Source organism: Petrotoga olearia DSM 13574 (assembly GCF_002895525.1).
Lineage (GTDB): Bacteria > Thermotogota > Thermotogae > Petrotogales > Petrotogaceae > Petrotoga > Petrotoga olearia.
This window is the reverse complement of the sequence record NZ_AZRL01000012.1, coordinates 132,688-157,948: the sequence shown is the minus strand read 5'-3', so window position 1 is coordinate 157,948 and position 25,261 is coordinate 132,688. Positions and strand designations below refer to the sequence as shown.

The window sequence follows — 25,261 nt, the reverse complement described above, 5'->3', positions numbered from 1 at the left end:
ATATAAATAGGTTACAATTAAGTAAAAAAACGACTTGGAAAATCTTTTAAGATATTTTATAATATATTTAGTGTGCTAATTAAATAATTCTCAAAGAAAGAAATAAAGGGTTTTCAAACTTGTTTAAGAATTTCTAAAAACAGTAATAATTTAGGCACTTTAGAAATAAAAAGATTTTCAAAAAGAAGATTTTGATTTTAAAAGGGTTACAGGGCGGAGCCCTCCCCCATTCATTCGGGTGGGCTGCTGGGTGAAGGGGAGCTAAAGCAGATTGTATGTAACTTAGAATGATGGAGGTATTTTAAAAATTTTTGGATTCTAGAATCATGGTTTAAAGTGAGTTTCAGAGTTTCTAAAGAAAGTCTAATAATGATATTGGAGGTGAAAGTTTTGAATGAAAATGAAAAGAAATGGGGAGCTATCGATAAAAAGGCTTTGTTAGAATTAGTATATGAGATTAAAAAAAGAAGATTACAAATGGGAATTACACAAAAAAATTTAGCTGAGCGAATGGGAACGACCCAGGCGATAATTTCTAAATTTGAAAAAGGAAATTACAATCCAACATATTTGTTTTTGCAAAGATTGACAGAAGTGTTGGGAGGGAGTATCAAATTATATTTTGAGCCTAGAGATGATAAAGAGATAAATAGCGATGACGTTTCTAAAAATGATAATTTTGAAACAATATTTCACTTAAAATTATAAAAAGAAATAAAGCTACTAATGACAAAAAATTCATAAACTTTGGGAGGAGTTTTTATGAAAAAAACTGATAAAAAAATAAGTTTATTGAAAGATATAATTTTAAAGGATATTTTTTTGGAAAGTGTATTTTTCGAGAGAACAAGTAAAGAAGTAGTTGAAAAAATTTCGGAAATATCTATCGAAAGAGGATATGTGTATGAACAAAAAAACAGAGACTTAAATTTAATTGTTACTTACAGGATCTTTTTAGAAGGGGAAAAAAAGAGAATAGCATATTATGTTGTGACCTTCAGAGAGATTTTCGAAACGGGTATAGATTTTGGAAGTTTTTCAAAAAACAAAAGGGCCGAAAATTATTTTCTTAAAAATTTTGTAGATGGTGTACTTTGGCCCTATCTTAGAATATATTTGAACGAAATTTTAATGAAAGCTGCATTACCAAATATTGTTCTGCCATTAAGTACAGGCAATCATCAAATTAATAGTCAAGATAATAAACTTTAATTATTAAGTTTTTTTTGAATTTCTAGAACTATCGCTTCAGCGGTTGCTAAATTAGTAGCAAGAGGAATGTTGTGTACATCGCAAATCCTTAAAACTGCAGATACATCAGGTTCGTGTGGCTGGGCTGTCAATGGATCCCTCAAAAAGATGACAAAATCAATTTTTCCACTAACAGCAAGTGCACCTATTTGTAAGTCTCCTCCCAATGGTCCGGATTCAAAAGTTTGTATCTCTAAACCAACCTTTTCTTTTAAAATCTTTCCCGTGGTTTTTGTAGCATAAAGTTTGCAATTTTTAAATACATCCTTCCATTCTTTAGCAAAGAGTGCAAGGTCTAATTTCTTTTTATCGTGGGCTATTAACGCTACATTGACCATAATCTTCCTCCTCAAGTGTGAAAGATAATTTTCTAAAAATTAGTTTTACTGAGTGTGTTTAACAATTTCACTGCGTTTTCAACATCGCTAAAAGATAACATCTCGTGAGGTGAATGTATATACCTGGTAGGAATAGAAATAGTGCAACTTGGAATCCCGGATTTAGTTCTTTGATATCCTGCAGCACTTGTTCCTCCAAAGGTTAATACCTCAAATTGATAAGGGATGGCGTTTGCAGAAGCAGCATTTTTTATCCACTCTACAACTTCTCTATCGCTAACAGAAAGATTATCTTTTATTTTAATACAAGGTCCTTTTCCCAAGGCCATGCTCATTCTTTTAAGAGCCTTTGGAGTATCCAATGAATCCGTGACATCAACAGCTATTGCTCTGTCTACGTGGTAATTATAAGAGGAAACAAAAGAACCGACTAAACCTACTTCTTCTTGGACTGTAAAAGCGAATAAAACAGTGTGTTGATTATCTCTCATATTTCTTATACTTTCTATTAAAATGGCGCATCCTATCCTGTCATCCATCGCTTTTGACAAACAATAATTACCATAATCCACAAAACCTTCGGCGAAAGTTCCAAAAGTTCCTATAGGAGCAATTTTTTCTGCTTCTTCTTTTGAGGATACACCTATATCAACAAATATGTTGTCTAAAGATAAGTTCTTGTAATTATCTTTTAATTCTTTTTCGCTTTCTCCCTCAACTCCCACAACCCCTATTCTTCCATTAAAAATCAACCTGGAACCAATTAAATTTACAGGGTTTTGGCCCCCAACTTGTTCTATTTTTAGAAATCCTTTGTCTAAAATGTGAGTAACAACAACCCCTATTTCATCCATGTGGGCGTCAAATAATATAGTTTTTCCAGAAATACCTTTTTTTGTGGCAATAAGATTTCCTAACTTGTCCGTTTTAATATCATCTACATAATCTTTAATCTGTTCTTTTATAAAATCTCTCACTTGGTCTTCTCTTCCACTTGGTCCATAAAGCTCAGTGATATTTTTTATTAGCTCTTTCAATTTTTTTGCCACCTCTCTTTAAAATGGTGTGTTAACAACTAATTGTTTTACTAATTGGTAAGTAAGTTCGTAATCTTGCAAATTAATAATAGATTGTGGAGAATGTATGTATCTGCACGGCACAGATATTACCCCAGAAGGAATTCCATAAAGGGTCTTTGCAAGCCTAGCGGCATCAGTTCCACCTGCTGTTCGCATTTTATATTGGAATTTAATCTCTAATTTCTTTGCAGTATCTACGATCTTTTCAAAGATCTCCTTGTTAAGGACTAAACCGCTATGCATGAATGTTAAGACAGGTCCATTTCCAATATGGGTTGCCCATTTATCAGGTGGATTTTCAGGGTTGTCACCTGCTGTTGTACCTTCTAATACAATGGCGAAATTTGGTTGTATTTTTGAAGCTGCAGTTCCTGTACCTCTCAACCCGGTTTCTTCTTGAGTAGCGAAATTGAAGTATGTATCGTAAAGGGGTTTCTCGCCGTTTTCAAAAAAATAGTCTATTATATCCATCATAATTGAACATCCAACTCTATCATCGAAGGCTTTGGCCACAGCATAGTTATTTCCCTCATAATAAGTAGTATCAAATGTAACCATATCACCCAAATTGACCTTTTTAGAAGCTTCCTCTTTGTTAGAAAATCCGGCGTAGACCTTTATACTTTCATACTGTTCAACTTTGTCTGTTTCTTTTTCTAAGTGAATAGGTGTAGAATTGACAACAGCAGATATTTTTTCTTCGATTTTTAATCTCTGACTTTTTACTACCCTTGGGTCAACACCTCCAACGGGAGATATGCCAAAGGTACCATCTTCATTTATTTTGGTAATCATAAAGCCAACTTCATCCATGTGGGCGTCCAGCATTAATTTCTTGGAAGAATCTTTACCTTTAATTAAACATAATAGATTTCCCATGATATCTTCAGTGATTTCATCTGTCTTGTTAGCGACTTTTGATTTTATGTACTGTCTTATTTTTTCTTCTCTTGAAGATATTCCAGGAATATTGGTTAAATCTTTTAAATACTTCCTCATAATTTTCTACGCCCTTTCCAATTTAAACTAGTATTTAAAGCGAAGAGAGATAATAATTTTGCGCTTTCTTCCACATCTTTTACATCTACAACTTCGTTGGGAGAATGCATGTTAAGGATCGGGACTGAAACAACACCTGTTTTTATTCCGGTAGATGATATTTGTACTACATCTGCCTCGGTGCCGCTCCCTCTAGTAAAAGTTTCTATTTGGTATTTGATATTGTTATTTTTAGCGGTTTTTGTTAGTTCTTCGAAAACACTCCTGGTAACTGTAGTACCTACACCTATAACTGGTCCTTCTCCTAGTTTGATAGACTCTATATTTTCCGGTAGTTTTTCGCCAAAAGTTACATCAACTACAATTGCAAAGTCAGGTTTTAGATGATGGGTGCTTCCTTGTGCTCCAACTAATCCTACTTCTTCACCTTTGTTAAAAGATAAAATCAATTGTCCTTCGAATTTGAGATTTTGTAGGTACTCTAACGACTTAATTAATACCGATGCACCAACTTTGTTGTCTAAAGACTTATTTGATATCTTTCCGTTTTCAAGGTCAACAGCCTGAACTTGTATAACGCCCATATCTCCAACGTTGATATCGCTTGTTCCCTCTGAAATGGAAAAATCGACGAAAAGCTCATCAAATGACGGAGATTTTTCCCTATCTTCCTTTTTTTGAAGGTGGGGGGCTAAAAACCCAACTATGCCGATTTTTTCCAAGTCATTTGTTTTAAAAAGAACCCTTTTTCCTACCAAAGTTCTTGGGTCGACTCCGCCAACAGGAGAAATGCGAGCGAAATGTTCATCGATTATTTTTGATATAACTATTCCAATTTCATCCACGTGTGCAAAAAAGGCAATTTTGGGATTTCCATTGCCGTAAGATGCTGTTAAATTACCTATTCCTACTTTTTCTGATTTTACATCTGGTGAAATGTTTTTTAATTCTTTTTCAATCAAAGGGAAGGTGCAATTTTCAAAAGAAGACACTGCAAAGGTATTGGATAAATTTTTTAGTAAAGTAGAAGTATCCATTCGAAACCTCCTTTTTGGTTATCATATATTCTATACCCCCCACAATGTCGAGGAGGACTCAGTGTCAATGAAGCTTTGTGAAGACAAATAAGAAAAATCTTATCACAATTCAACAGGTTCAACTAATGCTTTATTTTCTACTATTCTAATAGAAACGGGAGACTTTGGCCATTCGTGGTTGAAAAAAGGGATACCTGCGATTTCTACTAATGGTGAATTTAATTCGTAGGCAATAATAAAAGCGTTTTTTTTGTTGGTTATTCCAGCTCTTAAAGTTCCAAATACCTTGCCAAATATTATAATACTTCCACCTGCGTTAACTTCTGCACCTTGGTTTACATTTCCAAAGACTATAATATCACCAGGATTTTGTACTACTTGACCGGATCTTAAATGTTTTCTATAAATTTGGGTACTGGAAAGGTTTAACTCTTTGTTTCCAACTTTTCCTTCGGGAAGCTTGCCAAAATACGCTCCTGCAACGTTTAATTGGAGACTATTGGCGAATTTTACGATTCTATTTAATAAATTATGCTGAGAACCATCTTCGAAATATACGTAAAAACTATCTCCAACGTTAAAAAAACTTTTCATCTTAACGAGTTCTTTTTTAAAATATTCGAAAAGATCTTTTTGTGTGTTTCCCTTTGAAAAATAAAAGATTATGTCTCCGTCCAAAATTTTTGCGTATACGGGTTCATCCATCTAAACCCCCCCTAATGCAATTTTTAAACCATAACGAAAAATCTATGACCATATATATAATAACACAAAATATAAGAAATATTACATAATCAAAAATTATTTGACTAATAGGCTGTAAAGAATTCCGTGTTAGATCATAATTAAGTGTCATCGAAATAGGGTATTGGTTAGATAGTAATTATGTCTTTGAACTTGATTTGCTTTTTGTTAGTTGAATGTTGTATAATTTATCCACAAGAATATTTATTTCTTCTCTTAATTTTACCATGTTTAAGGTTTCGTATGTTTTCTTTAGTTGAGATTTAGTTTTTTCGCTAACAGTGTTGCTTTCAAGCAACCTTTGGTATGGAGTTTTAGGTTTCTCATATTCTTTTTTTACTGTTTTACCCTTGTCGTTCTTTACTTTGTTTTTTAGTTTAAAGTTGGGTATGAAGAAGTTATCTAGTAAGTCTGCTTTGCTGTAAATCTCGTTGAGCAGACTTACCTCTTCTTCACTCTCATACCTGAAATACCCCACCAATTTTCTTACCTTATCCCCGTTTTTTTGTTCCACATGAGCGTTATCGTTTTTCTTGTAAGGCCTACTCCTTGAAAGATTAACTTTGTTATTCCCTTTTACCTTTTCAAAAAGTACTTTAAGTATAGTTTTATCGTTATCAGGATGATAATGTAAGACATCAACAGGCAGCTTCGTATGAGCAAGAAGATCCATCTTCTCAACGCTCCTTTGATTTTTACCAAGCCCTGCTGCTCTTGATATCCATTGTGAATAAAGATCCGTATATACAGCTGTCACAGCAAAGGGCCCTGCACTAGATCCTCCATTATGTTCTACGAAATCAACTTCAACATATCCTACCTCTTCAAAGGCATATCTTCCAAAGTTTGCTGAAATTGGTACCTTTTGATATATGAACGCATTACCTTTATGCTTCTTTGTGGATACCTTAGGAAATCTACTTACCATTCTTTTCAATGTACCTAAGGATACCTTCTTTGCTTCTTCTGTCTTTGAAAGTTCATACAATGAAAATCTGTTATTCTTTTTCAATTCCTCGATGTATACTTCCAACATTGGATGAAGTTTTTCAGCACAAATACATCCAGATAATCCCCAACATTTCCACAAAATTACTTCATGAATAGATTCATACTTCTTCTTTGGTCCTCTTCTCTTTTTTGAATTCTTTTGAGTGTCTCTTTCTTGAAACAGATATCTCTTCTTATATCTTTCAAACCTTTTTACAGCTGTAGCTCTTTTTACTTTTGTTAACTCACAATACTTTGAAATAATCTCTGACTTCTCTTTTTTACTTGATTTCAAATATTTTTCTATCAACCTTTTGGTTAGTTCCATATCGAATGCCTCCATTTTTCCCTTGTCTCCTTTCAAAAAGAGTCAAGGATATGATATCATTTCAAAGACATCGAATTATGATCTAACCAATCTTTTTCACGGACATCTAATATGATCTAATGCGATTCATTGACCATAAAAGAAAAATATGATACAATCTAAAGAGTAAACATTTTTTGTAATGATTTGTGTTATATCAAAATTCTAGCAGTGATAAAATTTTTTAAGACTCAAAATTGCAACTAATTAAGGAAATAATAATTTTGGAGGTGTATCTATGTTAGAAACAGTATTTGATTTTATAAATTTTGGTCCAGCAGGTGCTGCGGATGCTGGTAACACGGTCCAACAGGCACAAACAGCTCCGACAGGCGGTGGAGGATTCGGTGGATTGTTGTTCTTTTTAATAATCATAATCTTAATGTGGGTTATGTTGTTTCTCCCACAAAGGCGACAAGAAAAAAGGCATAAGGAAATGCTTTCTGCTTTGAAAAAAGGCGATAAAATAGTTACATCATCAGGAATCATAGGAAAGATAATATCGATAACTAACGAGAGAATCCGAATTTCAACAGCAGATAAAACAGAGATCGATATAACGAAGAATGCTGTTGCGGGAGTTCTTTCTAAAAGCGATAGACCTGAAGCGACACCAGAAGAAACCGAAACCGAAGCCGAAACTGAAGATAAAAAATAGTTTTTTAACTTTGACTTTGTTCAGGGGGTGAAATAGTTGAGGAATAGAAGGATACGAATACTATTTACTATAATAGTTTTTGTTTTTGCGCTATTAGGGTTAATTATACCTTTGTCTGATAATGTGAATGATATAAGTATATTCCGTTTTTTTCCAAATATAAATTTAGGCCTGGATATTCAAGGTGGAGTTCTGTTAGAGTATAGTTTAGATGTACCTGAAGGAGTAGATACTTCTAATGTTGTAGGTAACGTAATTACAGTTCTAAGGAGAAGAATGGACAACGCTGGTTACACAGAGGCGATAGTGTCCGAAGTTGTTTCTGGTGGAGAAAGCAGAGTTCGTGTTGAGATTCCAGGTATATCAGATACTCAAAGGGCAGAAGAACTTATAGGTAGCAAAGGTAAACTGTACTTTGCTGAAGTATTGGAAGTTGTGGAATCTACAACTACTCCACAAATTACTAGAAATAGAACTATACAGATAAATGGTGAGCAAATAGAAATGTATAGTTACGTTAGAGATAGTAATAACCCTAACCTTTGGTATAGGGTGAAAAATGTTTTCGAATTTGGAGATTCTCCATTTCAGATTACCGGTTTAGATGTCACTGATGCCGTTGCTTCCCTTAATAGTCAAGGAGCAGGATTCGTAGTTAATTTAAATTTCAATAATGAAGGAAGGCAAAAATTTGAATTGGCTACCGCAAATTTAATAAACCAAAGGATTGCGATTATTTTAGATGAAGAGGTTATAATTGCGCCTGTTGTTAGAGAAAGGATATCGCAAGGAAGAGCTGAAATCAGCGGAATAGAGAGTATGGAAGAAGCACAAAACATTGCTGTTTTGATAAAGTCAGGGAATTTACCGGTAGATTTGGTTAAATTTCAAGAAAGAACGCTTGGCCCTACTTTGGGAAGAGATATTGTGACCACAATTATAAATGCTGGAATCATCGGGCTTATAATAGTAATGATTTACATGATTATAGTCTATAGATGGATGGGAATAATTGCTGATATTGCTTTAGTATATAATTCGCTTTTGTTAATGGGAGTTTTAAGTTGGACAGGAGCAATATTAACTCTACCAGGTATCGCTGGAATAATCTTAACTTTCGGTACCACAGTTGATGGAAACATTATTATATACGAAAGAATAAAAGAGGAACTTAGAATAGGAAGGCCCCCTTTAACTGCAGTAAAGTTTGGATTTAATAAAGTTTTTTCAACTATTTTTGATGCCAATATAACGACTATTTTAGCTGGTTTAGTTTTATTCTTTTTAACAAGTGGAAGTATTAGAGGCTTCTCAGTAACTCTCATAATAGGTGTTTTAGGTGCGATGTTTACTAACTTAGTTGTTAGTAGGCTACTTTTAGAAAGTACTTCTCACTTTTTGAAGCCTGAAAAGTACGTGAAAGGAATTGTGGTGGAAAAAGGGGGTACTAAATAATGCCAAATATAGATTTTGTTGGAAAAAGAACTTTTTTCATTTATTTATCTCTTGCTTTGATACTTTTTTCTGTAATAGTGATTTTTGTAAAAGGGTTCAATTTTGGAGTTGATTTTTCTGGTGGTAGTGAGATTATCGTATCTTTTGATAAAAGTTATACAATAGATGAATTGAGAAACGGTTTACAAAAGATAAATCCAGATTATGCCACCGCTAAGATAATTCAAACTAACCCAGGCGGAGGAACTTTGGAACGATTCTTTTATATAATTACAGTAAGAGATTCTTTTCCTATTTTGGAAGAAAAACAAGCGTTTATAAATAGTTTAGAAGAATCTTTTTCTGATTCTAGTTTAAATATTGAACAATTCAACGATGTTTCTGGCTATGCGGCTAGGGAGATTCGATCGTATGCTTGGTATGCTGTAATTATTGCTTTGATAGTTTTGTTAGCGTATATAACCATTAGGTTTCAATTTTCCTACGGTGTCGGAGCGATTTTAGCTTTAGCTCATGACGTTATAATCACCTTAGGTTTTTATTCCTTATTTGGTATAGAAATGAACTTAACCGCTATAGCCGCATTTCTTACTTTAGCAGGTTATTCTTTAAACGATACCATTGTTGTTTATGATAGAATAAGGGAAAACAGGACGAAAAATCGTGGGATGGATATAGAGAGAGTTACCAATAAAAGTATTAATGAAGTTATTGTAAGATCATTAAATACTTCCTTGACTACATTCATAGTTGTTTTTATTATGCTTCTTTTGGGAGGAAGATCAATAGCTTCATTTGCATTTGGATTAACTGTGGGAGTCATAATTGGAACTTATTCTTCGTTGTATATTGCGAGTCCAATTGTCATTGGTATGGTAAAAAGACGTAAGAAAACACAAAAAGCTTAATTAAGATAATAAAATTAAAAAGCCCTCATTTGAGGGCTTTTTTAAAAAATGACAAATGCTTTTTTAATATATCCCTCTTTGTCAATATATTCTACTTTATAAGTATCTCCTAAAACTCCCTTTAATTTTAGAATGTCTCCACGGCTTGCAATAGCTATAATTTCTCCTTCATCGTTTGTGATTTCTGCTTGATTAGTGAATACTTGCAGGTATATATTTTCAAACTTCAAATGAACATATTTTGTGGATTTGTTTCCATCGTTGTCATAAGCTGTTATTTCTAGCATATTTGATTTGAGCTTTTCGGGATTGATTTCCATCGATAGATAGTAAGATTGGCTGTTAACAAAAAAAGTTTGACCCAATATTTCAACTCTAGTAATAAGATCATTATCAAAAATACTGAGAAGCAATGAGTTGTTTTTATCTGAGACCAAAAATTCTGAAGATACGTTTATAACCGGTCCTTCTAATACAGGAATGTTTATAGATTCTTTCCTTTTAAAGGTGACAGCTTCGAAAAGGCTTATAGGATTATTTTTATAGAAAAATTTGTTCTCTTCTTTTTCGGGGATGTTAGTGGTATACTCTCCGTTTTTTCGGTAGGAAACGGAGTATCCTTTTTCAAAAATAATACTTTTCAAAGATATACTATTTTGCTGAAGATCTATAAGACTCAACAAATTACCTTTACTCAAGGCATACAAATACCTTTCATCATCGCTCCAAGCTAAATCATTAATTTCTCCATTGGAAACATTTATAGTAGATTCTAAGGTTCCGTTTTTACTATTCCAAATGTAGACATTTCCATCTGTTGTTCCTGTAGCTATGTAGTTATCATCGGGACTCCACTTAATTACCTTTATTGGAGCTGTAATAATCTCAAATTTTTTATATAATTGATTAAACCTTCCATCCCATAAGCGTAAAATTCCTTCAAATCCTCCCATAGCAAGAAAATTTGAGTTATTTGCCCAATCTAGTGACCAAATAATGTAGGGAAATTCTTCTACGTAAATTGTATTTTTAAAGGTTGGAAAATCTGATATGCTTACCTTTTTATCTAAGCTTGCCACGGCTATTTTATTCTCGCTGTAATTAATAGAAATATCTTTTATCCAATTACTATGAAGGTTTTCAACTTTCTTATAAACCTTCAAATCAGGTAGTGTAAGTATATAAACATTATTATCCCATCCCCCTGCAATTAAAAACTTTTCTGAAGGAGAAATGTTCAAAGTGGTTATTTTAAAATCACTAATTTTCTTATTTTCTTTTAATGTACCCTCAGGGTCATAAAGCGACAAGGCTCCAGAATTTTCTGAAAGTATCATATATCCATTTTTTGTTATTGCAAAGTCTGCTACTTCTTCAGAAAAAGTAAAATGATTCTCAACTATTCCTGAATCAATATTAAAAACACCTATTTCGCTGTTGGAAGATAAATAATAAATGAGATTATTATTTTTTATAATTTTTATAAGATCGGGTTTTTTTAATTCCAATAATTTATCAATTGATTTTGACTCAATATTTAAAGAGTATATATTAACTCCATCGTTTATGTAAATAATATCGCTTTTGTCATAACTCCATTCAAGAGATTTAATACTAAAAGAATCAAATTTTAGTTCTTGAAGTAGTTTTAAAGGCGAAGAATCAAAAAGTATAATCCTATTATTCAAAGTTAATACAGCAAAATTTTCATTTGATGGTGAAAATGCAACGTCTCTAATAGTTAAACCAAATGAAAAAGAATTTATTATCTTTAAATCTTTATCCAACACATAAATATTTCCATTCATAGAAAAAGCATATACATTTTTGTCTACTATCGCCAATTTTATTATTGAGTAGTTATCAATTTTAAGTTTCTTAATTTCTGTACCATTTGAATAATCTATGAGATAAATGCTGCCAGAATGGTCTGCTACTAATATTGTGTTTTCATCATAAAATTCTGCAACCGTTGGTATGGTTGAAAACTTCCGTTGGAATTCGACCTTTCTTTTGGTAATATTGTATACGTAGACCGTTTTATCTAAAGAAGTGAATAATATCTTATCATCAAAGCTTGTTAAAGAGGAAATAGATTCGTTGGTTACGTTTATTTTGTAATTGAGAAGAGAGGTATCGTTGTTAAAAACTTCTATAATTCCGTTACTTTCGGCGATTATAGTATATTTATTATTGAGGATCCATTCCACATGTGTTGGCATGGAAGAAGTTTCATAATAACGTTTAATCCGCTTTTCATTCAAATCATAAGTTTTCAGGTATTTATTTTCCACAATTGTGGAAATATCTCCGGTACTTTCATTTACAAAAAAATCAATAATTTCTAAATATTCGAAATTATTTATTATTAAATTAGATAAAATACTTATACTACAAATAATCAAGATAAAAAGTAGGAAGAATTTTCTCAAAGTATTCAACTCTCTCTCAACGATTTTAGATTTTCTATTTACTATTATATAATAAAATGGTCTTAAAAAGAATGTTGGTATAAAAATTAAAGGCTTTAGAAATAGAAAAGTGCTGAAATAGCTTTTGCTGTTCTGTGCAAAATGATTTTGTAGCTTTGTGCAAAACTTTTTTTGCTGATCTATGAAAAACGCTTTTTTATAATGTTTTGAAATAACATCCAAACCCTCATTTGCCACGCAAATGACGTATGCAAATGATGTGTCGAATTTGGGGTTTTTAAGGGTGAACCCCCTTAACGCCCTGGTGAAGGGGCCCTATATATAAAGTTTTAGGCTAAGAGCAAAAGGAGGCTTTAAATTTGAGTGAAAAAGTGAAAATAATCAATGTAATAAAACAAAGAGATAGCTATTTTGCTACCATAGAGAATAATCCTTTTTATCCTGATGGAAAAGGTGGGCAACTTGGAGATAGGGGTGAAATTGATATCGCTGAAGTTTTAAGTACCACAGAAACAGGAGTTATCTTAAATAAGCATTTAAACCCAGGTGAATATTTTTATGAAATAGATAAAAAAAGAAGATTTGATATAGCTCAACAGCATACTGCACAACATATATTGTCAGCCGCTTTTGAAAGGATAGCTTCGTTAAAAACCGTTAGTTTCAAGATGAGTGAAGAATATTCTACTATCGATTTGAATGAGCAGAATATTAAAGGAGAAGTGTTGAATAAAGCCCAAGAACTTTCAAACGATATAATTGCTAAATGCATAGAAGTAGAAGAAATATTTACGGATAGAGAAGGAACTAAAAAATACAATTTAAGAAAACCTTTAAGTGATAAAGTAAGCGGTGAAGTAAGGCTGATAAAAATTGATGATTTTGATATATCTGCTTGTGGTGGTTTCCATGTAAAAAATACAGGTAACATCAACCTTTTAAAGATAATAAATGCAGAAAGAGTAAAAGGGGATTTAACGAGGGTGTATTTTTTAGCAGGTATTAGAGCCATTAAAGATTATTCGCAAAAAGATTTGATTTTAAAAAGCATTTCTTTCATATTGACATCAGGATTATATGATTTAGAAAATAAAGTAGAAAGTCTATTAAATGAAAACAAAGATTATAAGAATCGTATGAAGAAGTTAGCAGAAAAAAATGCTTATTATCTTGCAAAAGATTTAATCGAAAAGCCGCTGATAGTAAATAAAAATAAAATAGTTTATTATAAAAAAGAGGATGAAACAGCAGATTTCTTACACAGATACGTCGATTTGAAAGATTACACACTCATTGTTGAGGATGAAAAGGACAAAACCTTTTCTATTTTCTCAAAAAATATTAACTGTAAAGAGTTAATAGAAAAATTAAAAACAAATAACAACATCAAAGGTGGGGGAAGCGAAGTAAGAGGTAACATAAGCGGCGACATAAAACTTGAAGACATTCTCAAAATATTAGAAAAATAGCCCAAGGTTGGGCTATTTTTGAGAAATAAACCTTCTAATTCTTAGTTTCAAAAATTTTCACGTAAAAATCTTCTAAGTTTTGTTCGTTTGCATTGTTTTGAAGTAAAACTATATTTATATACGGATCATAATTTTTACCAGGTTCATATACTTTGGAATTTGGATCCAAGTCCAATAATCTTTCAATTTCATCTTTTGATAAATGAAGAGTTTTTGGAAGAATATGTACGTTTTTATCTAATCCATCTTCTATAAATTTATCGAGGCTAATCTCTTCATTTTTTTCATAAGATACATATTTCAGGATATCTATAAATATATCGGCTGGATATCCCCCTGTGATTGCTCCAAAAGGATTTTGTTGTTCGTCAAAGAATACGAATGTTGGTGTATATCTTGCACCAAAGGCATAAAACAACTGACCATAATTATATTCTTCTCCTTGAAATGTGGCTTTTTCCGTCGTAGGGTAGATTTCAACAAAAACAAATTCTGTGCGTAGCCATTTTTGAATCTCTTCATCCAACAAGGTTGTTTGTTTAAATTGAGTACACACTGGACACGTGGGTGATGAAAACATAACTACAACTTTTTTGTTTGTTAACTTGGCAACTTCGAAAGCATCATTGAAATTTTCAAAAACAAAATCATCTAACGGGACAGGAAATATTGTAATTACCGGTAGTATAAATAACAGTGCAACAAAAAATTTTTTCATAAAAAACACACCTCCATTTTATATCACACTTAGATTGTTAAAAATCCCAAAGGAAACCATAGTCCCCACTACCATAAGCGCAATACCACCAATAATTCTCAAGGATTTTTGCCATTTAGGTTCTCCTAAAGTTACTTTAGATAATATTTTACTGACAATACCACTAAAGAATAGAAACGGGATGGAAATTCCCAGAGAATAAACAAAAAGCAAAAGAGCTCCTCTCAATGCTTGGCCTGTAGTCGTTGCTAAGGTTAGAATCGAAGCCAATATTGGACTTGCGCACGGGATCCATACTAAAGAAATTAAAATCCCAATTAAAAAGGCGGAAAAAAAGGAATTATTTTTATTGTATTTTTTTAGATCTATATTCTTTGGAGAAATCAAACTTTTATTCATCAAAAACAGAAATCCAAATAATATTATTAATACACCAGCAAATATGTTAATAACGCTTTGATATTGTGCAAGCATCATACCAATACTACCAGAAATACTACCTAACAAGGCAAAAAAGAGAGAAAGACCAAGAAAGAAGCCCAAACTCCTTTTGATGACCAAACGAGTGTTTGAGATATCAGGGATCACCAATGCGAAAAAAACTGGTATTAAAGGGAAAACGCAAGGGCTAAAAAAAGATAATAATCCACCAGAAAACGCAGTTAAAAAAGTAACAGAATTTGTTATGGCAAGAGAATTCATCCACTTTACTCCTTTTTCCAAATTATAAAAAGTTAGCCATACCCCGCCAAGGTATTTTAATTATATCACATAAAATAGAGTTTTAGCAACAAAGATTTGTATTTCTATGGCTAACCTAGTAAGAAATATTTGTTTTTTCTTCAATGAATAGAGCTTCATTTTTTGTCCGATGGGTTTACTACTTTGGTAATCAATATTAATTTGAATGTAATAAAAATCGTTTATAATTCTTATACCCTCCCCTTATGGGGTGGATACAAGCAATTTTATGAAACACGAAAAGATTCTTAGAAAACTTAAAACAGTGCGTGGTTAAATTGATGCAGCTATAAAAAGTTACAATAATTTGGAAAGGAGTGATAAATTATGATGGGATTCGGTTTGGGAATGATGTGGGGAGGATTTTCTTTGATTTTCTTGATAATAATTATCATAGCAGTGATTTATTTTATTAATAATAAGAATGACGATAATTCGAGTTCATATCACAACAATAATAATGACTTTCCTCATCAAGTTGATAGAGCTGAAGAGATCGCTAAAGAGCGTTATGCTAGAGGTGAAATAAGCAAGGAAGAATTTGATCAGATAATAAAAGACTTGAAATAGGATTAAAAAAATAAAGGTTGTAGAGACAAAAAGGCTTGACTATGAGGGGCATGAGTAAATAGATTTCTGGAGAGGAGTGTATATTATGGGATATTGTTATCTGTGGGGCGCTTATGGTCAGAGTATTCTAGGCGGATATTGGTGGATTATACCTTTGCTTTTCTGGGGATTGCTTGTAACGGTGATTGTGCTGTTGTTTAAGGCAAACAATAAACGCAGCAGCTATCATGCTCTGGACATTCTCAAACAAGAATATGCTCTGGGGCGGATTTCCAGAGAAGAGTTTTTGACTAGGAAAAAAGATTTAAAGTAATATTTAAATAATAAAAGTCGGGAGATCGAATCTACCGACTTTTATTATGAAGAGCTGCTATAAAAAACCCTGCCTAAAAAAGTTCACTCCTTTATCCAATCGAAAACTTCTTTTTTTGAAATAGTTGCCAAAGCTATGTAGTTATCCGCTCCACCATAGTAAACATAGTATTGATCACCATATTCAACCAATGCATCTGAGAACACAACGTTTGGAACTCCTCCGAAAATTTCCCACTTTTCCTGAGGTTCCAAAATAGGTTCTTCTGTTCTTTTTAATACCTTTGTTGGATCTTTTAAATCTAATAGCATAAAGCCCAACCTGTAGATAGGCCTGATATCTTCTTGAACACCATGATACAAAAACAGCCAACCATAAGGAGTTTTTAAAGGTGGGCCACCTGCTCCGATCTTTAAGTTATCCCAATAATCTTTTCTTGGAGAAGCGATTTTTACATAATTGTCCCAATGTATTAAATCATCAGAATATGCGAACCAAATATCTGGTTCCAACCTATGAATTAAGATATATTTTCCATTAACCTTTTCTGGGAACAGGGCAGCATCTTTATTAGGACTTTCTGGTAAAATACTTCCGTATCTTTCCCACGTGAAGAAATTCTCTGTGGCAGCTAAAGATATTTTGATATTTCTCGGAGAATAAGCTGTGTAACACATATAATATTTTCCATCTATATGCGTTATTCTTGGGTCTTCGACACCGTATAGTTCCGATAAATCTGAGGGTTCAAATACAGGTTTTTCCATTCTATTAAAGTGTAGACCATCTACACTTACAGCATAACCAATCCGAGAAACCATATCTTCTCCTTGGGCGCGGTACAACATATGAAAAACTTTCCCATCATAAACTACGGCAGGATTAAAAACAAACCTAGACTCCCACAAATGCATTGGATTTGGACCAAACAACGGATTTAATGAATGCCTTTTTAACTTCAAATTCAATATGTATCCCTTCCTTTTAAGTACAGTTTTTTGATTGTGATTATTTCAAAGACATTGAAATTCCTTGTAAAAAAGCCTTTCTGAAGATAATGAAGATAAGCACCATTGGCAAAGTTTGGATCACCGAACCTGCCATTACTGGTCCAATATATGCACCGTATTCATGATTAAAGCTTGCAAGCAACACAGAAAGAGGCATTTTATAATAATCCTGAATAACGATGAGGGGCCACATAAAATTATCCCATACTCCTATGAATGTGAAGAGCCCAACAATGGCCATAACGGAATTGTTTAAAGGTAACATAATTCTAAAAATAATGAATAGATCGCCGGCTCCGTCTATTTTTGCTGCTTCGATATAGTCGTTTGGGGTCCCTCTAAAGCTTTGAGTCATCATAAAAATGCCCCATCCGCTCATAATAAAGGGAACAATTAATGCAGCCAACGAATTTAACAAATGCATGTTTCGCATTAATATGTATAAAGGTATCGTAAACATGAATCCAGGAAACACCATTTGGAAGATAATGAAATTAAATATCCCATCTCTTGCCTTAAATCTATATTTTGACAAGGCAAAAGAAATAATGGCAGATGTTATTATAACACATACTGTAACAGTGACAGATACAAATAAACTTATAAAAAATGCCCTTATAAAAGGTCTATTCATTCTTTCGGCGCTTTCTAGTATAAATCTAAAATGTTCTAAAGTGAACTTTGTTGGTAAGAATCTGGTATAGATTTCAGCGGAAGGTTTCACCGATGCCAAGAATAGCCATGCATAAGGGTACAACCAGATTAGAGCTAAAAAGAACATCACTATATGAAGAATTACATTTCCAGACTGTATTTTTTTATTTGTCATACTAGATCAACTTCTCTCTCCATAGTTTTCCTTATTACCCAAATCATTCCAAAGCTAATCATAGCAACAAACACTGCCATTGTCGCTGCGTAAGTTGGGTCCATTCTTTGGAATGCTGTAGTAATCATATGCATCATCGGGGTTAAAGTACTTCTCATTGGCCCACCCCCGGTTATCATATAGGGTTCTGTAAATATTCCAAAAGCCAAAGTAATAGCCAAAACCAAGACCATTATTATAGAGGGATTTAATAGTGGCAATGTGATTTTAAAAAACTTTGTAAGACTTCCTGCACCGTCCAACTCTGCCGCTTCATATAAAGATTTTGGTATAGCGGTTAACCCTGCATATAGTATTAAGCCATAGTAGCCAATGAATTTCCAAATAACTATCAAAGCAATGGAAAACATCGCCCATTGTGGGCTTGTAAACCAAGGAATAGTAATACCGAAAAGAGTATTTAAAGCTTTATTTACAGGTCCATTGACAGAAAAAATGTTTGAAAACATAATAGAATAAGCAACTCCTGATGAAACATTGGCTAACAAAAAAGAAAGCGCTATAAATGTTTTTCCAAACTTAATTTTGTTGAGAGCAATGGCAAAGAGTAAAGCCCCTATTAACACAAGGGGGATATAGTACATCATAAAACGAAAAACATTAGTTACTGTTTTCCAAAAAAGAGGGTCGGTCAAGACCCTCGTAATGTTGCGAAAACCGACGAATTGAGGAGATCCGACAAACCTCCATTTAGAAAAAAGGAGTATAAATAACCATACAAAAGGATAACCCCAAAATATTGCCGCATAAATTAAATATATTGAAGAAATACCGAATCCTTTCCTTGCTTCTTTTTTTGCTAACCCCTTCCTTTTACTCATCATTTTAACCTTCCCTTACCAAAGGATTCTGTTTATAGCTTTAACAGCATCATCCAAAGCTTTTTGAACATCTTTAGTCCCGTGCATCAATGGTTCTACCAATTCAACAGTCATTATATCTTGAACGTCAACAGTTGTTGTAATTGGTGCAGGGGGAATAGCATAAGGAACATATTTGGCGTATTCGGCTGCTAAGGGATTTGCCTCCCAAAAATCAGCAAATATTTCATTAGTTAATAAGTCTTCTCTTGCTGGTGGCATTTTGGTGTATTCTAGCCATTTTGAATCAAAATCTTCTCTAGAGAATACCCATTGAACGAATTCCCAAGCTTCTTCCAAGTGATCTGTAGTATTAAAAATTACAAGCCCCTTTGCATCGGCAAAAGTATAAATCGGTTGATCACTTGGATAATTGTCAGGAACTGGTGGCGGCGTAATAACAATATCATCAACAACCTTTGGGTACTGATTTTCTGCATAAGCAATGCTCCAAGGCCCCATCAATGTTCCAGCAATAGCTCCGGTATAAAATGGATCGGTACCTAAATCCACGGCAGTCCATTGGTTATCAAACATTGTTTTGATAAACTTAGCTACTTCTTGGCCAACTTCGTTGTTAAATGCTGCCCTCATCCTTTCGGTGTCTATATAGGGCTTTCCTTTACCTGCTGCATAGTAATATGTTATAAAGTCAAACCATCTATCCCACCAGTTTCTTCCGGCAATTACTTGAATGGAATATCGTTCCATAGGTACCACAAAGTTTTTAGAAAATTCGTAAATCTCTGAGTATGTTCTTGGGGGATTATCAAAACCAGCTTCTTTCAATAAAGAATCTCTCCACCACATCAAAACAGGGTTTGAATAAATAGGTATGACATATGCATTACCGTTTATTTTCCAGCCTTCTATAATACTTCCCATCTTTCTTGTTTCAACAAGTTCATCAAAGCCTTCTAATTCATTTAAAGCTACTAATTGGTCTATATCAGCTAACTGTGCAGCAAATCCTGAAAAAATGTTGGTCGAAATATCTGGTGCTCTTCCCGAAGCTATGGCTGTTAAAATAGCTTCTTCTGAACTTCCTGCTGCTGGAATGGTAGACCACTCGATATCAATTTCAGGGTGTAAGGTTTCATATTCAGCAACGACCTCTTTCCAAAACATTTCTTGCTGTGGATTAGGAGCGGTCCAAAAAACGAGTTTTGTCTGAGAAAACGCAAAAACCGTCAACAATAACACAATAAACACCACTGTTACCTTTTTCATACTGATCATACCTCCTTTGAATTGGCGTTACTACTCAATGATTACTTGTAACTTTTTAAAATAAGTCATTTTATATCTTATATTGCTTGGTCACTATTCTTAGCTATTATCGTACTGTCCCTTTCTACAAAAGTGGTGAATAGAGAGATCATTGCTGGATGAGGATTCTTTTCATTGATCAAATCTATTAATCTATTTAAAGCGATATTCCCCATCTCAAATTTAAAAACTTTTACCGTGGACAGTTTAGGTTCGGAAACTGAAGAAGAGATAATATCGTCAAATCCAATTAGTTGAATCTCTTTTGGAACATGAATTTTTTTCTTTTTTAAAAAATTTAAAATTATTAAAGCTATAACATCGTTTGAAGCGAAAATTACATTGGGTTTTTTGGATAAAGATAGATTTAATGCATATAATATACCTTCTGGAGTTTCGTCGCACTCGAATGTTTGAGGCAGCAATCCAAATTCAGTCATCGCTGCGGTATATCCTTCAAATCTATTTCTAAATCCCCAATATGTAAGTGGACCGTGAATATGTACAATCTTTTTATATCCCCGTAAGATCATTTGTTTTATTGTATAATAAGCACCATCAAAACCATTTGAGATTACCGAATCAACTTTTAAAGCAGGAATGTAATTATCTACCAGTACCTTTGGTAAATCTGAATTTTCAACAAAGTTGGGTAGGCGGTCTCCTCCCATTATCAGCAAACCATCTAAATCTTCCAATAATTTACTATTTCCATTATCAAAGGTTTCCATTTTTATTTGGATATTGTTTTCTTTTGCTAAAGTTTCTATTCCTGCTAAAACAGTTGTATAGAACTCTCTTATACCAAACGAGTCATTCCCCTTGAGAATTTTGTCTATTCTTTTACTAATGACTAAACCAATATTATAAGAACTTTTTTTGTTAGCTAAATTTCGAGCAATTCCCGAAGGTTTATAATCTAATTCTTCGATAGCTCGTAAAACTTTTTCTTTAGTTTTTATTGAAACATTGTCTTTTGAATTCAAAACTCTAGATACTGTGGCTATTGATACACCGGCTAATTTTGCTACATCATCTATCTTTGACATTTAGTAATACCTCCATATTGTAAGCGCTTACAAAATAATTATAACATTATACTCAAAGAAAATCAAACTTGGTTATAGCTGAATAAATCCAATTAAAGTTAATTATTCTCAATTATTTGAAAAAATCTCCATTTTTCTAATAATTGATATTCAATAAAATTGTATTTACAAAATCTAAAATAAGAAAATAGGAGATTTTAACTGCTAAAAGTCCATAATTGCTTCTAATTACATATAAACAGTTATAATCGACCTTGCATAGATTCTTTTTAGGTGCTATAATTATTAATAATGTTGTAAGCGCTTACATAACTATAAATTACAAAGTCTGTTTGTTTTGTAAGTATCACTTTAAATTTACTATGAGCAAGGAAAGGAGGAGGAATAAAAGTGAAAAAAACCAGGATTTTTGTAACTTTGGTGACGGTTCTTCTTGTTAGCTTCTCACTTTTTGCTGAGGAAAAGGTGTTAAAAGTTTCTACCGAGCAAATGACAAACCTTGATGTTCCATTTGTGGTGAGTTTTTCTGAGCTGTTGGATTTTGTTGGATATGATTTCGATGCTAACTGGAATTCTATCAGAATAAAAGATTCGAAAGGTAATGATCTTCCTTATCAGATTGTAGATGTTGATCAAAATGGAAGGATTTCCTCTTCAGATTTCCTCCAATTTGTTTTTAAGAATGAAGCCAATATCGTTGTATCGGATGATTGGGATATAGACTTACTTCAATTCGAACCAGCTTTCACAATTGAGGAAAAAGACGGAGAATATAACGTAATAAACAAAAATTTTACGGTCAAGGTAAATAACCATGGATTAGCAAATTTTACTAAATTTGGCAATGTTGAAGGAATCTTGTATAATGAACTCGGAACAGCAAGAATAGCGGGCTGGTCAGGTAGCACATACTATTTAGACGGGAAATTAGGTAAACACGTTGAAACAACATCTATGGGATTAACGGTGAAGGATTTAAAAGTTTTTGATCCAGGACCTGTCGCTGTAACTATTCAGGCTGTACTTTCCTATGAAGATCTTCCCGGTCTCACACAAAAGTTAACCACACATATTTTTAAAACTGGGGATGTGCTAGTAGAAAATGAATTTTCTTTCTCCAATTACGTTGACATAATGAAATTACAGGTTATGGCTACAGCACCGTTAACAACTGTTGATGATAGTTCGTTACATATCACTCCTATATTTAGAAGAATAATTTGGTCAGAACAATTAGGAGTAACTCCATATGAATATTGGAAGGAAAGAGACGCCATAGAAATAGTTGATGAAAATGCTTATGTGGTATTTCCAGCTATCGATTCTATGAAACCTTTATGGTGGGGAGCAACATATGCCTTTGTTTCTATGGAAGATTGGAGAGCAAACTTTTCAAAAAAATATGGTTTGATAGCTGCAGAAATATTACCTCAAACACCCGTCGTTTATTCAGATCTTAAAAAATTTGTTTATAATGATTTTTGGTTTTATGAAAGTAGAGAATTTCGAGATGGGATATTCAGATGGATCCCAGGAGAATTGAATAATTATGAAGCCACGAAAGGCACCTTTGAAGGAACTAATGAAGCTGATTGGATGATGAAATTCAAAGCAGGAGACAAAGTTACTTATACGAGATATTTTTCAATTTATTCTGCAAAGAACACTGTAGAAGCTATAAAATTGCTTGAAGGAAGAGCACATGAGATACAAAACTTAAAACTCATTGTTCAGTAAATCTTTTATTTCTGCAGCATTTATAAATGCTGCAGAAATTTTTTGTTTCACAAAGTTTATGAGGAGGAACAATTATGAAGTGGAGGAAATTAATGATGTTTTCTTTGATTTTGTTATCTGTAATTTCTTTTGGTGTGTCCGAGATAAATCTTAATCATCTTGAATTTTTAAGGGACGAATTCATAATAGAAGGCGAGACGAAAATCGGTTATTGGATATATGCAGAAAAATTTGGAGATACATATGTTCACACAGAGGCAAGAGGTGAAGGAGTAACTTGTGTAGATGATGTAGCAAGGGTTGCAGTGTTGTATACAGAACTTTATAAACTCTATCACAACGAAGTTTACCTTCAAAGAGCAAAAGAAGCTTTAGATTTTGTGATGGCCCTTCAGGACTCTGATGGAGATTTCTATAACTTTATTTTTGATGATGGCGGCATTAATAAGCAAGGAGTAACGAGTAGAAAATCAGCAAACTGGTGGGCGGCAAGAGGATTTTGGGCTATCTCAAATGCATTAGAAATCTTTGATGAGGATCGGGATTTTCAAAAGAAATTAGAAAGTTCTGCCAAATTAGCGTATAGTTTTTTGTCAAAGAGCTTGGATGATAATTATTTTTTAAATAAAAATTCGGATGTTTCTTCCGTTTTCCTTTTGGGGGTTATTGAATATTATCAATATACTAAGGATGAAAGTGCAAAAGAATTGGCTATAAAAATTGGAGATTCAATTCTTAATACACAGATAAAAGAAGGGCTGTTGAAGGGGGCTTTCGATGAAGGAACAGATTACCAATTATGGCATAGTTGGGGGAGCAGGCAAGGGGAATCTCTGATTGAACTGTACAAAATAACAGGGAATACTAAATATTTAGATTCTGCAATCTTTTTCGCCGATGAATTCTATCCAGTATTGCTTTCACTAGGTCCTGTTTATGAAATAGGAAAGTATATAAAAATGTATCCTCAGATTGCTTATGCAGTCGAACCAATAATTTCAACTTTGGTGAAGTTGTACTCAGTTACCCATGAAGAAAAATATGCCTATATGGCTGTATTGTTTGGAGGCTTTTTTGAAAGGAACAACCATTTATCTTCTCCTATGTATGGACCTAACGGTGAGGGTTATGATTCTCTACACTCAATATATATTAACAGCAATGCCGGTGCTGAATCGACAATATGCGCTTTGCTAAGTTTAGTAAGGTTAAAAACCTTACCTTCCGAGATTCAACCATTAACTTCATCTAAGATAGTTGGTGGGCGGCAAACTCTATTGTTTGAAGCTGAGAAAATGAATACAGGCATTTATTCTTTCGAATTAGATAATGCCAACAACATTAGGATTAAGACTGAGGAAAGTATAAGGATCAGACAGAAAATTGACAACTTTTATTCTGGAGAATATGAAGTTTACATATCTGGGTCTTTTGATTCTAACACCTACGTTAAAGCTTCTTCTGGAGATAATTCAATAGATAAAAACTTAGAGCCAGGCGATGGTATCATGTACGTTGGAAGCTTAAATATGAAGGATAATCAAATTATTTTGTATTTAAAACCTGAAAATGGCTTTATTTACATAGATCAAGTTATTTTAAAACCAATAGATCCTATTTATATATTTGAATTCGACAAATATTATTATGAATTCTCAAAAGGTAAAATTGAAAAAACAACTTATGAAACAAAAGCAGAAGAAAGTTTATATACTCAAACTGCTGAAGTTGAAGGTATTTTTATTGAAAATAGCTTTTTATTGAATATAGAAGAGTTATTTAACAATGACGGAATTGTAAGTTTTTCCAACAGAAAATCCGGGAATTTCGATAACTTCGATGGAATAATAGGGGCAAAATACCCAGCAGAAGAACTTACAAAACAATTAGTGAATAATTTGTTATTTTATGAAAAAGAAGATGTGTATTTTAAATTTAAAATTGATGGAAACGATAACCTAATATTAACTTCTCAAGTTATAAATCTAAAAAATATAGAAAAAGCATTTGATTACATATACATTGTAGGAGCGAGTGATCATGGAAATTATACAGGTAAGATATTGATTCTTTACCAAGATGGATCAAGTCAAGAAGTGAATATAGCCTTTTCCGATTGGTGTCAATCCCCAATCTATGGTGAATCTGTTCTTATGGAGTTTGGTTATAGATACGATAGCTTAGGAATAACAGAAAATATCAATCCCAAAATGTATTTGTTGAAGGTTCCTCTAAAATCTGTGCCTGTGCAATCTATCTTTTTGCCTCAAATTCCAACGATGCATATCTTTGCCATATCTTTAAAGTGAATTCGATTAAGAACCCCGTTATACTTTTTGTAAATACAAAGGTGAAACCCATTAATGAATAGTAGATTC

At 33.0% G+C, this 25,261-nt stretch carries 24 protein-coding genes; 10 read left to right on the top strand and 14 right to left on the bottom strand.

The genetic code is table 11. The features are described 5' to 3' along the window. Positions 1-390 precede the first annotated feature (390 nt). Entirely contained in the window at positions 391-708 is a 318-nt protein-coding gene (locus X929_RS04735; protein ID WP_169924963.1) for a helix-turn-helix domain-containing protein, read from the top strand. A gap of 54 nt (positions 709-762) precedes the next feature. Continuing rightward, positions 763-1,212, top strand: coding sequence for a hypothetical protein (locus tag X929_RS04730; protein ID WP_103066890.1), 450 nt, complete (start codon positions 763-765; stop codon positions 1,210-1,212). On the opposite strand, the gene mgsA is transcribed toward X929_RS04730, so the two are convergent. From mgsA to X929_RS04700, 6 genes are all read right to left on the bottom strand, one after another. Next, positions 1,209-1,589 (bottom strand): methylglyoxal synthase, encoded by a 381-nt coding sequence (gene mgsA / locus X929_RS04725; RefSeq protein WP_012208942.1) that lies wholly within the window; start codon positions 1,587-1,589, stop codon positions 1,209-1,211. The two genes, X929_RS04730 and mgsA, sit on opposite strands and share 4 nt — an antisense overlap. 32 nt (positions 1,590-1,621) lie before the next feature. After that, positions 1,622-2,626, bottom strand: a complete 1,005-nt coding sequence (locus tag X929_RS04720; RefSeq protein WP_103066889.1) for a M42 family metallopeptidase — start codon at positions 2,624-2,626, stop codon at positions 1,622-1,624. Between the two features lie 18 nt (positions 2,627-2,644). Continuing rightward, the gene (locus X929_RS04715; protein WP_103066888.1) at positions 2,645-3,667 is read right to left on the bottom strand and encodes a M42 family metallopeptidase; all 1,023 of its coding nucleotides are present in this window, start codon (positions 3,665-3,667) and stop codon (positions 2,645-2,647) included. Further along, positions 3,664-4,704 carry a M28 family peptidase gene (locus tag X929_RS04710; protein WP_103066887.1) on the bottom strand — a complete coding sequence of 347 codons (1,041 nt, stop codon included), beginning with the start codon at positions 4,702-4,704 and terminating at the stop codon, positions 3,664-3,666. The genes X929_RS04715 and X929_RS04710 overlap by 4 nt, the downstream gene beginning before the upstream one ends. A gap of 102 nt (positions 4,705-4,806) precedes the next feature. Next, entirely contained in the window at positions 4,807-5,409 is a 603-nt protein-coding gene (locus X929_RS04705) for a septum site-determining protein MinC (protein WP_103066886.1), read from the bottom strand. A 178-nt stretch (positions 5,410-5,587) separates the two neighbouring features. Beyond that, a complete protein-coding gene (locus X929_RS04700; RefSeq protein ID WP_103066885.1) occupies positions 5,588-6,781 on the bottom strand; it encodes a hypothetical protein in 1,194 nt (397 codons plus the stop codon). Between the two features lie 262 nt (positions 6,782-7,043). Between X929_RS04700 and yajC the strand changes: the two genes are divergently transcribed. The 3 genes from yajC to secF are packed head-to-tail and all read left to right on the top strand — an operon-like array spanning position 7,044 to position 9,826. Further along, positions 7,044-7,463 carry a preprotein translocase subunit YajC gene (yajC, locus tag X929_RS04695; protein WP_103066884.1) on the top strand — a complete coding sequence of 140 codons (420 nt, stop codon included), beginning with the start codon at positions 7,044-7,046 and terminating at the stop codon, positions 7,461-7,463. Between the two features lie 36 nt (positions 7,464-7,499). Continuing rightward, the gene (gene secD, locus X929_RS04690; RefSeq protein ID WP_103066883.1) at positions 7,500-8,918 is read left to right on the top strand and encodes a protein translocase subunit SecD; all 1,419 of its coding nucleotides are present in this window, start codon (positions 7,500-7,502) and stop codon (positions 8,916-8,918) included. Then, entirely contained in the window at positions 8,918-9,826 is a 909-nt protein-coding gene (secF, locus tag X929_RS04685) for a protein translocase subunit SecF (protein ID WP_103066882.1), read from the top strand. The genes secD and secF overlap by 1 nt, the downstream gene beginning before the upstream one ends. A 41-nt stretch (positions 9,827-9,867) precedes the next feature. Here secF and X929_RS04680 read toward each other — a convergent pair whose 3' ends face one another. Next, positions 9,868-12,495 carry a WD40 repeat domain-containing protein gene (locus tag X929_RS04680; protein WP_146255772.1) on the bottom strand — a complete coding sequence of 876 codons (2,628 nt, stop codon included), beginning with the start codon at positions 12,493-12,495 and terminating at the stop codon, positions 9,868-9,870. Positions 12,496-12,617: 122 nt separating this feature from the next. On the opposite strand from X929_RS04680, the gene X929_RS04675 reads away from it, so the two are divergent. Continuing rightward, positions 12,618-13,727: an alanyl-tRNA editing protein gene (locus tag X929_RS04675; RefSeq protein WP_103066880.1), complete on the top strand. Its 1,110-nt coding sequence runs from the start codon at positions 12,618-12,620 to the stop codon at positions 13,725-13,727. Positions 13,728-13,761: 34 nt separating this feature from the next. On the opposite strand, the gene X929_RS04670 is transcribed toward X929_RS04675, so the two are convergent. Then, positions 13,762-14,445 carry a thioredoxin family protein gene (locus tag X929_RS04670; protein WP_103066879.1) on the bottom strand — a complete coding sequence of 228 codons (684 nt, stop codon included), beginning with the start codon at positions 14,443-14,445 and terminating at the stop codon, positions 13,762-13,764. Between the two features lie 18 nt (positions 14,446-14,463). Further along, positions 14,464-15,147, bottom strand: coding sequence for a cytochrome c biogenesis CcdA family protein (locus X929_RS04665; RefSeq protein ID WP_103066878.1), 684 nt, complete (start codon positions 15,145-15,147; stop codon positions 14,464-14,466). A 366-nt stretch (positions 15,148-15,513) separates the two neighbouring features. On the opposite strand from X929_RS04665, the gene X929_RS04660 reads away from it, so the two are divergent. Next, positions 15,514-15,756 (top strand): SHOCT domain-containing protein, encoded by a 243-nt coding sequence (locus X929_RS04660; protein WP_103066877.1) that lies wholly within the window; start codon positions 15,514-15,516, stop codon positions 15,754-15,756. Positions 15,757-15,841: 85 nt separating this feature from the next. Further along, positions 15,842-16,069: an SHOCT domain-containing protein gene (locus X929_RS04655; RefSeq protein ID WP_103066876.1), complete on the top strand. Its 228-nt coding sequence runs from the start codon at positions 15,842-15,844 to the stop codon at positions 16,067-16,069. 83 nt (positions 16,070-16,152) lie between these two features. Here X929_RS04655 and X929_RS04650 read toward each other — a convergent pair whose 3' ends face one another. The 5 genes from X929_RS04650 to X929_RS04630 form a co-directional block, all read right to left on the bottom strand. Continuing rightward, positions 16,153-17,037 (bottom strand): glycoside hydrolase family 130 protein, encoded by an 885-nt coding sequence (locus X929_RS04650; protein WP_103066875.1) that lies wholly within the window; start codon positions 17,035-17,037, stop codon positions 16,153-16,155. Positions 17,038-17,077: 40 nt separating this feature from the next. Beyond that, a complete protein-coding gene (locus X929_RS04645) occupies positions 17,078-17,908 on the bottom strand; it encodes a carbohydrate ABC transporter permease (protein WP_103066874.1) in 831 nt (276 codons plus the stop codon). Further along, on the bottom strand, positions 17,905-18,789 hold the full coding sequence (locus X929_RS04640; protein ID WP_169924962.1) for a carbohydrate ABC transporter permease: 885 nt from the start codon (positions 18,787-18,789) through the stop codon (positions 17,905-17,907). Before X929_RS04640 ends, X929_RS04645 begins: the two co-directional genes overlap by 4 nt. 15 nt (positions 18,790-18,804) lie before the next feature. Then, positions 18,805-20,058 (bottom strand): extracellular solute-binding protein, encoded by a 1,254-nt coding sequence (locus X929_RS04635; protein ID WP_103066872.1) that lies wholly within the window; start codon positions 20,056-20,058, stop codon positions 18,805-18,807. A 77-nt stretch (positions 20,059-20,135) separates the two neighbouring features. Further along, complete coding sequence (locus tag X929_RS04630; protein ID WP_103066871.1) at positions 20,136-21,146, bottom strand: LacI family DNA-binding transcriptional regulator; 1,011 nt, start codon at positions 21,144-21,146, stop codon at positions 20,136-20,138. Positions 21,147-21,536: 390 nt separating this feature from the next. Here X929_RS04630 and X929_RS04625 point away from each other — a divergent pair, with 390 nt between their 5' ends. Continuing rightward, positions 21,537-22,883, top strand: coding sequence for a hypothetical protein (locus X929_RS04625; RefSeq protein WP_103066870.1), 1,347 nt, complete (start codon positions 21,537-21,539; stop codon positions 22,881-22,883). Positions 22,884-22,957: 74 nt separating this feature from the next. Then, positions 22,958-25,192: a glycoside hydrolase family protein gene (locus tag X929_RS04620; protein ID WP_103066869.1), complete on the top strand. Its 2,235-nt coding sequence runs from the start codon at positions 22,958-22,960 to the stop codon at positions 25,190-25,192. Positions 25,193-25,261 lie beyond the last annotated feature (69 nt).

Excerpts from the sequence above, each read along its gene's own strand:
- X929_RS04730 (WP_103066890.1), top strand. The coding sequence starts at position 763 with ATGAAAAAAACTGATAAAAAAATAAGTTTATTGAAAGATATAATTTTA.
- mgsA (WP_012208942.1), bottom strand. The coding sequence starts at position 1,589 with ATGGTCAATGTAGCGTTAATAGCCCACGATAAAAAGAAATTAGACCTT.
- X929_RS04715 (WP_103066888.1), bottom strand. The coding sequence starts at position 3,667 with ATGAGGAAGTATTTAAAAGATTTAACCAATATTCCTGGAATATCTTCA.
- X929_RS04710 (WP_103066887.1), bottom strand. The coding sequence starts at position 4,704 with ATGGATACTTCTACTTTACTAAAAAATTTATCCAATACCTTTGCAGTG.
- X929_RS04705 (WP_103066886.1), bottom strand. The coding sequence starts at position 5,409 with ATGGATGAACCCGTATACGCAAAAATTTTGGACGGAGACATAATCTTT.
- X929_RS04700 (WP_103066885.1), bottom strand. The coding sequence starts at position 6,781 with ATGGAGGCATTCGATATGGAACTAACCAAAAGGTTGATAGAAAAATAT.
- yajC (WP_103066884.1), top strand. The coding sequence starts at position 7,044 with ATGTTAGAAACAGTATTTGATTTTATAAATTTTGGTCCAGCAGGTGCT.
- secF (WP_103066882.1), top strand. The coding sequence starts at position 8,918 with ATGCCAAATATAGATTTTGTTGGAAAAAGAACTTTTTTCATTTATTTA.
- X929_RS04670 (WP_103066879.1), bottom strand. The coding sequence starts at position 14,445 with ATGAAAAAATTTTTTGTTGCACTGTTATTTATACTACCGGTAATTACA.
- X929_RS04665 (WP_103066878.1), bottom strand. The coding sequence starts at position 15,147 with ATGAATTCTCTTGCCATAACAAATTCTGTTACTTTTTTAACTGCGTTT.
- X929_RS04660 (WP_103066877.1), top strand. The coding sequence starts at position 15,514 with ATGATGGGATTCGGTTTGGGAATGATGTGGGGAGGATTTTCTTTGATT.
- X929_RS04655 (WP_103066876.1), top strand. The coding sequence starts at position 15,842 with ATGGGATATTGTTATCTGTGGGGCGCTTATGGTCAGAGTATTCTAGGC.
- X929_RS04645 (WP_103066874.1), bottom strand. The coding sequence starts at position 17,908 with ATGACAAATAAAAAAATACAGTCTGGAAATGTAATTCTTCATATAGTG.
- X929_RS04640 (WP_169924962.1), bottom strand. The coding sequence starts at position 18,789 with ATGAGTAAAAGGAAGGGGTTAGCAAAAAAAGAAGCAAGGAAAGGATTC.
- X929_RS04635 (WP_103066872.1), bottom strand. The coding sequence starts at position 20,058 with ATGAAAAAGGTAACAGTGGTGTTTATTGTGTTATTGTTGACGGTTTTT.
- X929_RS04630 (WP_103066871.1), bottom strand. The coding sequence starts at position 21,146 with ATGTCAAAGATAGATGATGTAGCAAAATTAGCCGGTGTATCAATAGCC.
- X929_RS04620 (WP_103066869.1), top strand. The coding sequence starts at position 22,958 with ATGAAGTGGAGGAAATTAATGATGTTTTCTTTGATTTTGTTATCTGTA.